Raw genomic sequence first — 13,220 nt, 5'->3', positions numbered from 1 at the left:
GGGCTGAAGTCCCATGAAGGATTTTGCAGGAAAGATCGCCGTCATCACCGGCGGCGGCACAGGGATGGGGCGCGAGCTCGCGCGGCAGCTGGTTGCCGAGGGGTGCAATGTGGCGATGTGCGACGTCTCGGAGGCCGCGATGGCGGAGACCAAGCGGCTGTGCGAGGCCGAGAAGCTGCCGCAGGGCCTGCGCGTCACCACCCATGTCGCGGACGTCTCGATCGAGGATCATCTCAAGCGCTTCCGCGACGAGCTCGCCGAGCAGCAGAAGACGGACAGGATCCATCTTCTGTTCAACAATGCCGGCATCGGCGGCGGCGGCAGCCTGTTTAGCAACACCCGCGAGCAGTGGGAGCGCACCTTCAACATCTGCTGGGGCGGCGTCTATCTCGGCGTGCGCACCTTCCTGCCGATGCTGGTCGCGGCGGACGAGGCCCACATCGTCAACACCGCGAGCGTCAACGGCTTCTGGGCCTCGATCGGCATGAACCAGCCCCACACCGCCTACAGCTCAGCCAAGTTCGCGGTGAAGGGATTTACCGAAGCGCTGATCAACGATCTCCGTCTGCACGCCCCGCACGTCAAGTGCTCGGTGGTGATGCCCGGTCACATCGGCACCTCGATCATCTCCAATTCGCGTAAGGTGCAGAGCAGTGACGGGTCGGACCGCCTCAATGCCGACGAGGTTACGCTGACCCGCAAGCGCATGGTGGCGGCCGGCGTGCCAGATGCTGACAAAATGTCGGACGACGACATCCAGGCGGCCTTCGCCGAGCGCGCCCGCAGCTTTCTCGAGGATGCGCCGACTTCGGCTGCGCAGGCCGCGAAGATCATTCTCGACGGCGTGAAAGCCGAGCGATGGCGCATCCTGGTCGGCGAGGACGCGGTGCGACTCGATGAGCGCGTCCGCGCTACGCCCGAACAGGCCTATGACCGCGCCTTCTACGAAAGTTTTACCCAGGAGGTCGGCTGGCGGCTTGGCTGAGACTGTCAGCGAACGCGCGCGGATATAGGTATGACGTCCATCATGGCAAGAGGCGCGCTGGTAATTTTTGCGTGCCGTCTCTCGCGTGTTCGTGCCCGTATGACAAAATCGAATGTCACGCATGCGACATGATGGGTGCGTTCAAGCGATGGTGATCTCGAACGGGTCTCATTCGGCGCACGCCAGCTTGGTTGGCGAACTAAAATAGTTTAGTCAATCACGGGTAATGCCAGCGATGAAGCGTAGCTCCCGATGATACCCGCATGCCTCTCCGACGACTGGATCCTCTGCCCGGAGAGAGAGGACGTCTCCGCTGAGTTCACGCGGCTGCTGACCGCGGCCCAGGATGGCGGCGCCACCATTGCCGAATGCCTCATGATCGCACGGCAACTGAAGCGCGGCGACGAGCTGTCTTGGCATCGCGAGTGGAAGAAGCTTGCACAGGCCAACCGCCAGCGCGCCGAGGCTGCGTTCGCGGAAGGGCACAAGGCGACCGCACAACGCAACTGGCTGCGTGCGATGAGCTACTACGGCGCGGCCGCAATGCCGCTCGATCAGGCCGATGAGCGCCGCTGGGTCGCGGTGCTCGCGATGCAGGATTGCGCCCGGCGCTTCCTCGGCGCGCGCGGTCCGGCCGGCGAGGTCGTGACGGTGCCCTGGATCGACGGCCATTCCTTGCAGGCCTATTTCCTGCCTGCGCCCTCGGCGAACGGGCGGGCGCCCACCGTGATCTGCATCGGCGAGCCCGGGCACCGCAAAGAGGAATTCCTGTTCAAGCTCGCGCCGCATGCGCGCGAGCGCGGATTCTCGATGTTGGCGCTGGACCTTTTTGGCGACCAGCGCGACGATTATCTGGACGTACTGCTTCAGCGCCGCGATCTCGAGAGCTCGATCGCCAGCGTCATGGATTATCTGGAAACGCGCAGCGACGTCGATTTCGAGCGCGTCGGGGTCCTCGCCGATGGCTGGGGCTCCTCGTTCGTGGCGCGTGCGGTGTTGCAGGAGCCGCGGCTCGCCGCGGCCGTCTGCGACGGCGGCCTGTGGGACCTGCACGAGCGCGCCTTCTTTGCCAGCCGTTTCGCAATGAGTGACGTCAGCATCGTTCCTGTGCCGCATTCGCCGCTGATGGCAAGCAGCATCGACTGCCCTGTGCTCATTACGCTGGGTGAGGACGGCTGGCTCAAGGCCGATCGCGCCCGTCAGATCGTGCAGAACTCCCGGTTTGGCAGCTCCGAGATCATGCTGAAGGTGTTCACCGCGGCGGAAACCGGCGCGGCGCAGTCGCACGCGGACAATCCGAGCCTTGCCAACGAATACATCTTCGACTGGCTCGAATCGCGGCTCGGCGCTGGCGGGCGGGCCTAGAGGGGCCGGGTCAGAAGTCGAGGGTCAGGCGGACGCAGGCCTTTTCGAGACGGGTTTTCAACGTCGCGAGTTTGGTGGTGAACTCCGTCAGCTCGCGCTCGTCGAACTCCTGGAAGACGAATTCCTTGATCGTCTTGTACTGTTCGTTGAGGCTTGTCAGGTGCTTTTGCGTCTTCTCGGTCAGGGACAGCCGGACCACCCTGGCGTCGGTCGGCGAGGGCCGTCGGCGCAACAAGCCCTTCTTCTCCAGCAGCTTCGACTGGGTTGTGACGAACGAGGGATCGACGTGGAGCAGCTTGGAGACGACGTTGACCGGGATGCCGTCGTCCTTGTCGAGGTCGGAGATTGCCATCAAGATCAGCCATTGCGGGCCGCTGATGCCGAGCGTCCTGGCCCAGAACTGGCGCAGCTCCTCGAGATACATGTTGATCGACGATATCTCCCAGGTGAAGCGCTTGATGATATCCAGATTGCCGATGGAGCGCAGGCGCGCTCCCTCTTTCCTCGTCGCGGACACAGCGTCACTCCCGTGAACAGATTCTTCAGGCAGGCGTTCTGGCAGCTCATAGTCCACGCAAGCCTGCCTTGACGCAAGTGCCGAGCAGGGTAATTTTGTCAGTAATATTACAAAGGTAATGACGTCAGCCATATTGGCCCAGCCCTGGGGTGTTGCGCCCAAGGCACAGGTTTAGTGAAACCACAATGCTTATCCAATAAACTATTTTGATTAACAGAACGGCGCAGGCATATTGATCCGTGACGGTGGGGGGGTTCTCGATCGTCCCGTTGCAGGTGGTTCGCTCACGTTCCTCGCGTTCAAGCAGGTGCGTCCGAAAGCGCGAAGCGGCCGAGCGGATTTGAAGAGACGGAGATTGGGGGGCCTCACGGTCCGGTCTCCGCAAAATGAGCAACTTGGAGATTTTAAATGAAAATGGTGAAGAGCCTATTGCTCGGCACTGCGGCGGGTCTGATCGCCGTGAGTGGAGCCCAGGCGGCCGATCTTCCGGTCAAGGCCAAGGCGGTCGAGTACGTCAAGATCTGCTCCCTGTATGGTGCCGGATTCTACTATATGCCGGGCACCGACACCTGCATCAAGCTGGGCGGTTATCTGCGCGCTGACGCGATTCTTGGCGGCGCTGGCGACTACGGTTTCCAGCAAGGCGCGAACGCGGGGACGAACAACCGTTTGACCAACTACTATACCGGCCGCGCTCGTTTCGACTTCAACGTCGACACGCGCACGGCGACCGAGTACGGCGTGGTGCGAACCTACGCCGATATGGTCTTCACCTGGGATTCTCAGACGGTCACCGGCAGCAATCCCTCGACGTTCTCGACCGGATCCGCCTCGCTCGGCCTCTACCACGCGTTCATCCAGTTCGCTGGCTTCACCTTCGGCCGCACGGTCTCGATCTTCGACGCCCCCTGGCAGAGCTATCCGGCTGGCGGTCCCGACACCATTCCGGGCGGCAGCAATCATACCAACGGCGTGAACCAGGTTGCCTACACGGCTGACTTCGGCCAGGGCATCACCGCTTCACTCGCATTGCAGGACGAGACGTCGGCGAACAACGGCCAGTCAAACCTCTGGAACGTGTCGTCGGGTACGGCCGCTCAGTTCGTGACGGGCGTCTACGGTGCCAACGATTGGGGTGGCACGCGTTCTCCTGACATCATCGGTCAGGTCCGCGTCGACCAAGCCTGGGGTCTGGCCCAGATCTCGGTTGCCGCGCATGACCTCCATCCTGCCTACTACGGCGCGACGGAAGTCACCGGTCATCCCTCCGACAAATGGGGTTGGGCTGTGCAGGGCGCTTTGTCGATCAAGAATATCCCGACCGGTGCGGGCGACAACATCAACCTGCAGGCCGTCTACACGGATGGCGCGACTCGCTACAACTTCCAGAGCTTGTTCCCGCAGAGCTTCTTCATGTTCAGCGGTAGCGGCGCCGGCGCGTATCAGAGCACCGGTTTCGCCGGTCTTTCTGACGGCGTCTTCGGTGTCGGTACCGGCATCGATACCGTCAAGACCTGGGGCCTCCGTGGTGGCTATACCCACAACTGGAGCCCGAACTGGGCGAGCGCCGTCTACGGTGGCTATGCCCAGTTGAAGTACGGCACTGCCGGCAAGGCCCTGATCTGCGGCAACTTCGCTGCTATCGCGCTCGCGGGTGCTACTTGTAATCCGGACTTCAACTTCGCGGTCATCGGTGTCAACACGGTGTGGACTCCGGTCAAGGGCCTGGCGTTCACTGCTGACGTGAGCTGGTCGCATCTGGACCAGAAGTACTCTGGCACCATCGCGAGCCCGGGCATTGCCACCGCTGCGAAGCCAGCGGCCGTGTACGAGCTGAAGGACCAGAACTCGGTCAGCATGCTCCTCCGCGCTCAGCGCAACTTCTAAGATCGATCTCGCAGATCGATCAGAGAACCCCGGCGGGACACCGCCGGGGCTTCTTGCGGGATGGGCTCTCGGAAAATCCGGGCAGCCCGTGCAGGCGACGAAGACGAGCCATGCGGTTGGATCGGCCTCAATCTTATTTACTTACCTGAGTTACTAAGCTATATAGCTGTCAGCCGATTTCGAAAGTTACGGCTCTTAGTTTGATGCTAAGCCTCCAGAGACCTCCGGCAATGCCCTGCCGGAGGTTTTTCATTTTAGCAGAAGCCGAAGCGGCCTCAGCCGCGCATGACACGCGCGCGGGAATTCGGCCGGTAAGCGAGGCGGCTGTGGCCGGCGCAATAGGACTGGCCGTCGGGCGCGGTGTTGCCGCAAAAGCAGAAATCCTCGGCACCCGGCGTCGAGATTGGCCAGCGACAGCGATTCTCGGCGAGGTCCAGCAATGAGCAGCGATTGGCGTCGTCGATCGGCCCCATGACCGGGGCGCCGGTCTCGCCATAGAGCGTCGCAAGCATTTCATATTGCAGCCGCGGCACCGCCTTGGGCGCGCGGGCGAAGCTTCTGTCGTGCTTGCGCTCGTCGGTGGACCTGCCGCGCGTCAGATTGAGCCGCGATAGCTTGCCGATTACGGCGTTGCGGCTGACGCCAATGTCGGCGGCGATCTCGCGGCAGGACAGGCCGGCCTCGAAGTGCTGCTTCAGAAGTTCGATTCGCTCGTCGGTCCAGGTTGGTGAGAGAACAGGCATTTGTAACGGTCCCAGGTTGCAGATGTCGGCCATCCGCCTTTCGAGATCCGTCCGCCTCACGTTGCGCGCGTTCACGTCCTGCCATTGTCGCGAATCGACAGAAGCCCGTCCTTGATGGCGAGACGGATGCCTTCCTCGATCAATGTCCGCGCAACGCCGGGAACGCTGGTGCCGTGGGTGCCCTGTCTCACCAGCTTTTCGAGAAAGGTGATGGTCGAGAGCGCCAAGGTTACGGGAATGCGGTCAGTCTCGGCTTTTTCGGTGGCCATGGCCCGAACGCTAGCCTCTTACTCAGGTACATAAAAGTAACGATTAAGACTCTATTTAGGTTCAGTGACGGATGTCAAATCCAGATTGCGGCTGTTCTTGAGGTTGTTGGAATCGCTGGAGAAAATATCCATGATGCCGTGCGCCGCGCCGGTATCCCGTGCGGCGGCGGAGTTGGACCGGAGAATGGCGGTGGAGCTGGACCGGAGAAGAGAGACAGGCCGATCTAGCCGTGCACGATCGCCTTTTCGATCATGCAGTGAATGCCCTTGGAGCCGTTGACGGTCTGCGTCACCCGCAAATCGGCGGCCAGGCTGCACAGCGTGTAGGCGTCCTCGCGCGACAGGTTTCGCTTTTCGCCGAGCAGCACGATCATGTCGCGCAACGCCCGCACCACGCACTGGTCGAGGTCGGGGTCCATCGCCATCGTCATGTAGTGCGACGGCGTCTCGGCGCGGGGATAATCGAGCCGCAGGTCCTTGCGCAGCGTCAGGCGGAAGCGGCCTTGCAGCGCCGTTTCGATCGCGGTGACGCAGACCTCGCCGTCGCCCTGCACGCCATGGCCGTCGCCGCAGGAGAACTGCGCGCCCGGCACGAACACCGGCAGATGGAGTGTCGCACCCGCACCGAGCTCCTTGTTGTCGAGATTGCCGCCCATGGCTCGCGGAATCAGCGAGGAGATGCGGCCCCAGGCCGACGGCGGTGAAACGCCCATCACGCCGAAGAATGGTTTGAGGGGGAGGTCGAGGCCCCACGGCATGCGGCCGACCATCCGCGCCCGATCCAGGGGGATGTTGAGGATGCGCGTCTCGTGGAAATCGTCGGGCAGGGTGCCGGACAACGGCTTGATCAGATTCCAGCCCCAATCCTGCCGCAGCTCGACGTCGAGGATCGCGACCTCCAGCACATCGCCGGGCTCAGCGCCGTTAACGGCGACCGGACCGGTGAGGATATGGCCGGGCAGCATCCGCTCGGATTTCGCATGCACCTCGAACAGCTCGGGCGGAACGTGAAACTGGTTGCGGTCCGGCACCACGTCCGGCCCGCCGCTAATAGTGTCGATCGTAACCTCGTCGCCGCTTTCGATTGTCAGCACAGGCTTGAGCCTGGCTTCGAAGAAGCCCCAGTGGCAGGTTTCCGGGCTCGAATGCAGGTGGTGATGGGTCATTGGCCACGTCCGGTCGGCTGCATCTGAACTTGCCATGAGAACCTGCAATGGCCGGGCTTGACCAGGCAATCGATCCTCTTCCAAGAAGACTTCCGAAGATGGACCGGCGGGTCAAGCCCACGCGCAAGCAAGCACGATCATTCCAGCGAGGCTCCCCTGCTTTTTGTCCTCTCCAAGACCCTCGGCGCCGCGTTGCTGCCGATCAACCTCCTGGTCGAGCTCGGGATCCTGTCGCTCGTGCTGATGGTGACGCGCTTTGCTGCGGTCGGCCGCAAGCTCGCAGCGGCCACGCTGATCCTGCTGGCATTGGCTGCGTTTTCTCCACTTGGCAATCTCTTGCTCTATCCCCTGGAGTCGCGTTTTCCGCCATGGGATCCGTCGCACGGTCCGCCGGACGGCATCATCGTGCTCGGCGGCTCCGTCGACACCGACCTGTCGGCGGCGCGCCACACGCCCGTCGTTTCGCATGCGGCGGATCGTTTGTTTGCGCCGGCCGAGCTCGCGCGCCGTTATCCCAATGCGCGCATCATCTTCACCGGAGGAACCGCGAACCTGGTCTCGACCGATGCCAGGGAAGCCGACTACTCTGCGCCGATCCTGGAAAATCTGGGGGTACCGAAGGAGCGCCTGATCCTGGAGCGGAATTCGCGCAACACCTACGAGAATGCAATCTTCACGAAACAGCTGGTGACGCCGAGGCCGGGGGAGCGCTGGATTCTGGTCACGTCGGCCTTTCACATGCCGCGCTCGATGGGGATTTTTCGCAAGGCCGGATTCAATGTCGAAGCTTATCCCGTCGACTGGCGGATGGGCGGGCGTGACGACCTTTTCTCCTTCACCAACATCGGTGCCGATGGGCTCGGCAGAACCGACGTGGCCGTGCGCGAATGGATCGGTCTCGTCGCCTACCGCCTCATGGGCAGGACCGACGAGTTGCTTCCGGGACCTTCCAAGGACTAGAACGAGGCTAAGAAACAGCAACGCCCGCGCGTGATCGCCGGCCGGGAGGACGCCATGCCGCAGCAAAGCGCAGACACGATCGATCTTGCCGGCCTCGTTGCCGATCTCAACAGCCTGTTGCGGCTGAAGACGACGGTGATCGGCATGAAGCTGTTCGCGCACATCGCGGAGATGGAAGCGATCCCGAAGATCAGACGGCCGAACGCGATCCATACCACCGATCAGATCGTCAGCATGGCCGCGCGTTTGGGCTGGACCGTCGGTATCACCGCCGACGATCTCGTCGGCGCGCAGTGCCGCGCGGTGATTGGCCTTGCCCCGCAGGACGACAAATGGCTGGCCGGCGAAAACTATGTCGGCGTCTGGCACGGCACGGCCGAGGATGCGCGCAAGCGCCAGGAGGCACTGGATGTGGTTCCGTTCGGCCAGTACCAGGCGCTCGCGGTGAGCCCGCTTGCGAGCGGCCGGCTCGATCCGCCCGACATCTGCCTCGTTTATGCAACGCCGGGGCAGATGATCATCCTGATCAACGGCCTGCAATATACCGGCTACAAGAAGTTCGAATGGGGCGTGGTCGGCGAGACGGCTTGCGCGGATTCGTGGGGGCGGGCGCTCAAGACCGGCGAGCCCAGCCTGTCCTTGCCATGCTATGCCGAACGGCGCTATGGCGGCGTGCCGGACGAGGAGATGCTGATGGCCCTGAAGCCTCGGCACTTGGCCAAGGCGATCGAGGGCATGAAGGCGCTGGCCAAAAACGGCCTGCGTTACCCGATCCCGCCCTATGGAATTCAAAGTGACGTCCGTGCCGGCATGGGCGTGAGCTACGCGAAGAAGTAAAGGTCGACCATGAGCTCAACGAAATTCGATATCGTCGTCTATGGCGCGACCGGCTTCACCGGCCAGCTCGTCGCCGAATACCTGACGACGCACTACAAGAACGATAACGCGCTCAAATGGGCGATGGCCGGCCGTAGCCTCGGCAAGCTGAAATCGGTCCGCGATGCGATCGGTGCGCCAGGGAACACGCCGCTGCTCGTGGCGGATGCGTCGGATGCGGCCTCGCTGAGGGCGATGGCGGAACAGACAATGTCGGTGATCAGCACCGTTGGGCCGTATCAACTCTATGGTGAAGAACTGCTCGCGGCCTGCGTGGCCACCGGCACGGATTACTTCGATCTCTGCGGCGAGCCGGTGTGGATGCGGCAGATGATCGACAAGTACGAGGCGGAAGCCAAGGCGAGCGGTGCGCGCATCGTGTTCTCCTGCGGCTTCGATTCCGTCCCGTTCGAGCTCGGCGCGTTCTTCGTGCAGGAAGAGGCCAAGCGCGCGTTCGGTGCGCCGGCCCCGCGCGTGAAGGGCCGCGTGCGCGACATGCGCGGCACGCTGTCAGGCGGCACCGCGGCGAGCGCAAAGGCGACCTTCGATGCGGTCGCCAAGGATCTCAGCCTTGTCGCTATTCTCAACGACCACTTTGCGCTGACGCCCGGGTTCACCGGTCCGAAGCAGCCGAAGGGCAACAGGGCGGCCTTCGAGGAGGACCTGCAGTCCTGGGCCGCGCCGTTCATGATGGCGCTGATCAACACGCGCAACGTTCACCGTTCCAACATGCTGATGGGATTCCCTTACGGCCAGGACTTCATCTACGACGAAATGGTCCTGACCGGTCCCGGCGAGAAGGGCGAGGCCAACGCAAAGCGCGTGATGGCGGCGAATGCCGAGAAGACCGGCCCTAACGCGCCCAAGCCGGGCGAGGGCCCTTCGAAGGAAGAGCGCGAGAACGGCCGCTTCGATCTGCTCTATGTCGCGATCGCGCCCGACGGCCGCCAGGTCCGCGCCGGCGTCACCGGCGATCGCGATCCAGGCTACGGCTCGACCTCGAAAATGATCTCCGAATGCGCGATGTGCATGCTGCGCGATGCAACGGATGTCCCGGCCGGCTTCTGGACCCCGGGCGCAGCGATGCAGCACAAGCTCATCAAGCGACTGCAGGAGCATGCGGGACTGACGTTCGGGGTGGAGGAGTAGGCGGCCGCATCAAAGACGCTGTCATGCTCCGCGAAGGCGGGGCATCCAGTACTCCGAGCCAGCACGGCTAGAAGCGAGCCGCCGCGGCATACTGGATCGCCCGCCTTCGCGGGCGATGACACTGAGATCGCAGTTACACCGCCCGCGCATCATACGCGTACATGAAGTCCATACCCTTGGCGCCGAGCGGCAACAGCCATTTCATCATCTGATTTCTGACCCAGGCGCCGGTGGCGCTGAATTCGCGCTTGCTGTTGCCGTTGCGGCGCGCCATTGCCACGATCTTCTCGGCGCGCGGGCGCCGTTCGGCCTCGAATGCCTGGAAGGTGGCACTGAGTTCCTCGCCATCCTGCATCAGCCGAGCGAGCCGCATCGCATCCTCCAGCGCCAGCGAGGCGCCTTGCCCGGCATGCGGGCTGGTCGCATGCGCGGCGTCGCCGATCAACAGCGAGCGCTTGCGCGACCAGGTGGGCAATGTCGCCACGTCGAGCGTGTCGGTCACGACGATGTTCTCGGCGGCCTCGATAATATCAGGGATCGGATCGTGCCAGCCGCGATGGAAGCCGCGCAGATGCTGTTTCAGCGTCCTCTCATCGAGCGCGCGGAACGTCGCGGCATCCATGCCGTGCGCCGGCTGCGTACTCCACCACATCACGCCCTCGCTCGGATCCGGGCTGCAATAGCCGTAACCGAAGAAGCCACTCTGGCCGAAGGTAGTCTCGACGTGCCCGCCGATCGGTCTGCCGTCGAGGACTGCGTGCGGCACGAACCCGCCAAAGCCGATCAGCCCGGTGTTGAACGGCACGGGCCCATCCGGGATCACCTGGCGTCGGACCACCGAATGCACCCCGTCCGCGCCGATCAGGAAGTCGCCCTCGGCGGTGGTGCCGTCGGCGAAATAGGCGATGATCGGCTGGTCGCCGCGGTCCTCGATCTTGATCAGGCGCTTGTCGAAATAAAGTGAGACGCAGGCGCACCAGGCCTTGTCGATCAGGATCTCGTTGAGCGTCGCACGGCAGACGTTGACCGCGGGCTGCCCGAAGCGCCGCTCCAGGTCGCGATTGATCGAGCCGAGCCTCTCGCCGCCTTGCGAATAGAAGTCGAAGGACTCCGCGATCGAGCCGCGGCTGATCAACTCGCCGGCGAGCCCGATCTCGTCCATGACATGCATGCCGTTGGGCGCGATCTGGAGACCGCCGCCGATGCCCTTGGAATAGGGCCAGGCCTCGTAGATCGCGGACTCGATGCCGGCGCGGCGCAGCAGGATCGCAGCGACGGGCCCGGCGATGCCCGCGCCGATGATCAGCGCCTTGCGGGGACGGTAAGGCATGGCTTGCTCCCGACGTTTCCGTGGTGCTAGGAGAAATTAAGGTCGCTAATTCTCTTAGTGGCTAAGATATATATTGGCTAAGATATGAGGTCGGCCTTGTCAAGGGCAAAGGCGCGCACGGCGTTGTTGCAGCAACTCGAGGAAGCGATGCGGCGGTCCTCCGCGCAGGGCGTGCTCTATGGGCAGACCGTTGCGAATGTGGCGGGAATTGCCAATTCCGACCTCGAATGCATGGACATCCTCTATCTCGAAGGGCGCGTCACCGCAGGCCGGCTCGCCGAGGTGACAGGCCTCACGACGGGCGCCATCACGGGCGTGGTCGACCGGCTCGAGAAGGCGGGGCTGGTGCGCCGCGAGCGGGATGAAAACGACCGGCGCAAAGTCTTCATTGCTGTCGTGCCGGAAGCAGCCATGAAGATCGGCCAGTTCTACGTGCCGATGCAGCAGGCGATGGAGAAGGTGTTCAATACCTATTCCGACGAGGAGCTGCGGCTGCTGCTGCGCTTCGCGATAGAGGGCTACAAGGGCGTGCTCGCGGCGACCGAGGCGCTGAAGGGACTGCTCGACACGCCGCCGGAGAAGCGTCCCGATCTCAAGCTGAAGAAGCTTCGTCGTTAATCTTCTTGTAGACCTGCGCGGCCGCGATCATGCCCCACATGGTCCCGAGCATCATCCAGAAGTGCCGCCAATGGTCGGTGTCGATCACAAAGCTCTCGCCGACTGTGCCGACGAACGCAGAGAAGACGGCGAGATAGGCGCGCTGCCAGGGCACGCGCACGAAGATGTGCCGAAAACCCATGATCACGGTGGTGAAGACCAGCGCGGGATAGCAGACGCCGGAGAGCCAGCCGCCGGACATGAAGGCGTTGAGATAGGAGTTGTGGGTGTCCTCGGGAAAGAACCGGTGGAATTGCAGCGGCCCAATGCCGAACGGCAGGTCGAGCGCCATCTCCGCGCCGAGAATGTGCCGGCCGAACCGGCCGAAGCGGCCTTCGTCATAGCTCTGGTCGAAGCTCGCGCGCTGCTTGAACATCTCCGCGATGGGGTCGAACGACAGCAGCACCGCGATCAGCGCCAGCCCCAGCACCGCGGCGACGATCGTCATGATGATGATGCGCGAGCGCTGCGCGTTGGTTCGGCTGGTCAGGACCATCAGCGCCAGCATGAAGGCGGAGGTCAGGACCAGGCCGCCCCAGGCCGCGCGGGAGAAGGCGAGCAGGATCGCCAGCGCCATGATGCCGAACGCAATGACATTGCGAAACGCCTTGCCCAGCCGGTCGGAGACCGCGCTCTGCAGGCAAAACAGCGCCGGCAGGATCAGGAAGGCGCCGAGCACGTTGGGATCCTTGAAGGTGCCGCGCGCACGCTCGTACAGCGTCAGCAGGTCGCGTCCGCCGGGAACGAGGTTGAAATAGCCCGCGATCGCCGAGATAGCAGCGATCATCGCGCCGACCACGAGGCCACGGCGCAACATGTCGAGCCGCGCCGTCGTGTCCTCCGAAATCACCATGGCGAAGAACACAACGGTCACTGCCATGTACCAGGAGGTTGCGATCCAGCTTGCGACCTCGGACTGCTCGAGCAGCGGGATCGCGGAAATGGTGTAGCCCACGTTGAGCAGGACCAGCAGCAGCAGCAGCGGTATCAGCACCAGCCTCAGGCGCAGGCCGGTGGCGAAGAAGGTGACGGTGGCAAGCAGCGTCACGATCTCGTAGGGGCTCGGCTCGATGAAGACGATCGCGCCGGCGGCGCCGACCAGCCACACCAGCGCGCGCTGCAATGCCAGCACGCCGGGTGCAGCGCGAGCCGCTGCACTTAAATCATCAGCTGTTGCCGCATACGCCATCAAACGCTCACGCTACTCGTACACACAACTTCCGCCGTCATGCCCCGCGAAGGCGGGGCATCCAGTACTCCGAGCTGTCCGTGGCAGTTTCCGCTGCCGGCGATTACTGGATCGCCCGGTCAAGCCG

At 63.3% G+C, this 13,220-nt stretch carries 13 protein-coding genes; 7 read left to right on the top strand and 6 right to left on the bottom strand.

The window, feature by feature from the left end; all coding sequences use genetic code 11:
- Positions 1 to 13: 13 nt before the first annotated feature.
- Together GWG65_RS36040 and GWG65_RS36035 are read left to right on the top strand one after the other, a co-directional pair.
- Positions 14 to 985, top strand: coding sequence for an SDR family NAD(P)-dependent oxidoreductase (locus GWG65_RS36040; protein WP_275200191.1), 972 nt, complete (start codon positions 14 to 16; stop codon positions 983 to 985).
- A gap of 252 nt (positions 986 to 1,237) precedes the next feature.
- The gene (locus GWG65_RS36035; RefSeq protein ID WP_275200190.1) at positions 1,238 to 2,350 is read left to right on the top strand and encodes an alpha/beta hydrolase; all 1,113 of its coding nucleotides are present in this window, start codon (positions 1,238 to 1,240) and stop codon (positions 2,348 to 2,350) included.
- A 10-nt stretch (positions 2,351 to 2,360) separates the two neighbouring features.
- Here the strand turns inward: GWG65_RS36035 and GWG65_RS36030 are convergent, their stop codons facing one another.
- Positions 2,361 to 2,867, bottom strand: coding sequence for a MarR family transcriptional regulator (locus GWG65_RS36030; RefSeq protein WP_275200189.1), 507 nt, complete (start codon positions 2,865 to 2,867; stop codon positions 2,361 to 2,363).
- 408 nt (positions 2,868 to 3,275) lie between these two features.
- Between GWG65_RS36030 and GWG65_RS36025 the strand changes: the two genes are divergently transcribed.
- Positions 3,276 to 4,754, top strand: coding sequence for a porin (locus tag GWG65_RS36025; RefSeq protein WP_275200188.1), 1,479 nt, complete (start codon positions 3,276 to 3,278; stop codon positions 4,752 to 4,754).
- A gap of 275 nt (positions 4,755 to 5,029) precedes the next feature.
- On the opposite strand, the gene GWG65_RS36020 is transcribed toward GWG65_RS36025, so the two are convergent.
- From GWG65_RS36020 to GWG65_RS36010, 3 genes are all read right to left on the bottom strand, one after another.
- On the bottom strand, positions 5,030 to 5,497 hold the full coding sequence (locus GWG65_RS36020; protein ID WP_275200187.1) for a GcrA family cell cycle regulator: 468 nt from the start codon (positions 5,495 to 5,497) through the stop codon (positions 5,030 to 5,032).
- A gap of 71 nt (positions 5,498 to 5,568) precedes the next feature.
- Entirely contained in the window at positions 5,569 to 5,766 is a 198-nt protein-coding gene (locus tag GWG65_RS36015; RefSeq protein ID WP_275200186.1) for a hypothetical protein, read from the bottom strand.
- Positions 5,767 to 5,990: 224 nt separating this feature from the next.
- The gene (locus GWG65_RS36010; RefSeq protein WP_275200185.1) at positions 5,991 to 6,932 is read right to left on the bottom strand and encodes an acetamidase/formamidase family protein; all 942 of its coding nucleotides are present in this window, start codon (positions 6,930 to 6,932) and stop codon (positions 5,991 to 5,993) included.
- Between the two features lie 192 nt (positions 6,933 to 7,124).
- Here GWG65_RS36010 and GWG65_RS36005 point away from each other — a divergent pair, with 192 nt between their 5' ends.
- The 3 genes from GWG65_RS36005 to GWG65_RS35995 are packed head-to-tail and all read left to right on the top strand — an operon-like array spanning position 7,125 to position 9,917.
- Positions 7,125 to 7,892 (top strand): YdcF family protein, encoded by a 768-nt coding sequence (locus tag GWG65_RS36005; protein WP_275200184.1) that lies wholly within the window; start codon positions 7,125 to 7,127, stop codon positions 7,890 to 7,892.
- A gap of 54 nt (positions 7,893 to 7,946) precedes the next feature.
- Complete coding sequence (locus GWG65_RS36000; protein WP_275200183.1) at positions 7,947 to 8,729, top strand: DUF169 domain-containing protein; 783 nt, start codon at positions 7,947 to 7,949, stop codon at positions 8,727 to 8,729.
- Positions 8,730 to 8,738: 9 nt separating this feature from the next.
- On the top strand, positions 8,739 to 9,917 hold the full coding sequence (locus tag GWG65_RS35995; RefSeq protein ID WP_275200182.1) for a saccharopine dehydrogenase NADP-binding domain-containing protein: 1,179 nt from the start codon (positions 8,739 to 8,741) through the stop codon (positions 9,915 to 9,917).
- 133 nt (positions 9,918 to 10,050) lie between these two features.
- On the opposite strand, the gene GWG65_RS35990 is transcribed toward GWG65_RS35995, so the two are convergent.
- A complete protein-coding gene (locus GWG65_RS35990; RefSeq protein WP_275200181.1) occupies positions 10,051 to 11,247 on the bottom strand; it encodes an FAD-dependent monooxygenase in 1,197 nt (398 codons plus the stop codon).
- A 147-nt stretch (positions 11,248 to 11,394) separates the two neighbouring features.
- Between GWG65_RS35990 and GWG65_RS35985 the strand changes: the two genes are divergently transcribed.
- Positions 11,395 to 11,865: a MarR family transcriptional regulator gene (locus GWG65_RS35985; RefSeq protein WP_275200217.1), complete on the top strand. Its 471-nt coding sequence runs from the start codon at positions 11,395 to 11,397 to the stop codon at positions 11,863 to 11,865.
- Here the strand turns inward: GWG65_RS35985 and GWG65_RS35980 are convergent.
- A complete protein-coding gene (locus GWG65_RS35980; RefSeq protein ID WP_275200180.1) occupies positions 11,840 to 13,093 on the bottom strand; it encodes an O-antigen ligase family protein in 1,254 nt (417 codons plus the stop codon). The genes GWG65_RS35985 and GWG65_RS35980 overlap by 26 nt on opposite strands.
- Between the last annotated feature and the right edge of the window lie 127 nt (positions 13,094 to 13,220).

This window comes from Bradyrhizobium sp. CSA207, assembly GCF_029051685.1.
Classification (GTDB): Bacteria; Pseudomonadota; Alphaproteobacteria; order Rhizobiales; family Xanthobacteraceae; genus Bradyrhizobium.
Note: the sequence above shows the minus strand (reverse complement) of the source record. Positions and strands in the feature narration are given on the sequence as shown.

What these genes read in the sequence shown, in the direction of transcription:
- GWG65_RS36040 (WP_275200191.1), top strand. Translation starts at nt 14, where the DNA reads ATGAAGGATTTTGCAGGAAAGATCGCCGTCATCACCGGCGGCGGCACA.
- GWG65_RS36035 (WP_275200190.1), top strand. Translation starts at nt 1,238, where the DNA reads ATGATACCCGCATGCCTCTCCGACGACTGGATCCTCTGCCCGGAGAGA.
- GWG65_RS36025 (WP_275200188.1), top strand. Translation starts at nt 3,276, where the DNA reads ATGAAAATGGTGAAGAGCCTATTGCTCGGCACTGCGGCGGGTCTGATC.
- GWG65_RS36020 (WP_275200187.1), bottom strand. Translation starts at nt 5,497, where the DNA reads ATGCCTGTTCTCTCACCAACCTGGACCGACGAGCGAATCGAACTTCTG.
- GWG65_RS36015 (WP_275200186.1), bottom strand. Translation starts at nt 5,766, where the DNA reads ATGGCCACCGAAAAAGCCGAGACTGACCGCATTCCCGTAACCTTGGCG.
- GWG65_RS36010 (WP_275200185.1), bottom strand. Translation starts at nt 6,932, where the DNA reads ATGACCCATCACCACCTGCATTCGAGCCCGGAAACCTGCCACTGGGGC.
- GWG65_RS36000 (WP_275200183.1), top strand. Translation starts at nt 7,947, where the DNA reads ATGCCGCAGCAAAGCGCAGACACGATCGATCTTGCCGGCCTCGTTGCC.
- GWG65_RS35995 (WP_275200182.1), top strand. Translation starts at nt 8,739, where the DNA reads ATGAGCTCAACGAAATTCGATATCGTCGTCTATGGCGCGACCGGCTTC.
- GWG65_RS35990 (WP_275200181.1), bottom strand. Translation starts at nt 11,247, where the DNA reads ATGCCTTACCGTCCCCGCAAGGCGCTGATCATCGGCGCGGGCATCGCC.
- GWG65_RS35985 (WP_275200217.1), top strand. Translation starts at nt 11,395, where the DNA reads ATGCGGCGGTCCTCCGCGCAGGGCGTGCTCTATGGGCAGACCGTTGCG.
- GWG65_RS35980 (WP_275200180.1), bottom strand. Translation starts at nt 13,093, where the DNA reads ATGGCGTATGCGGCAACAGCTGATGATTTAAGTGCAGCGGCTCGCGCT.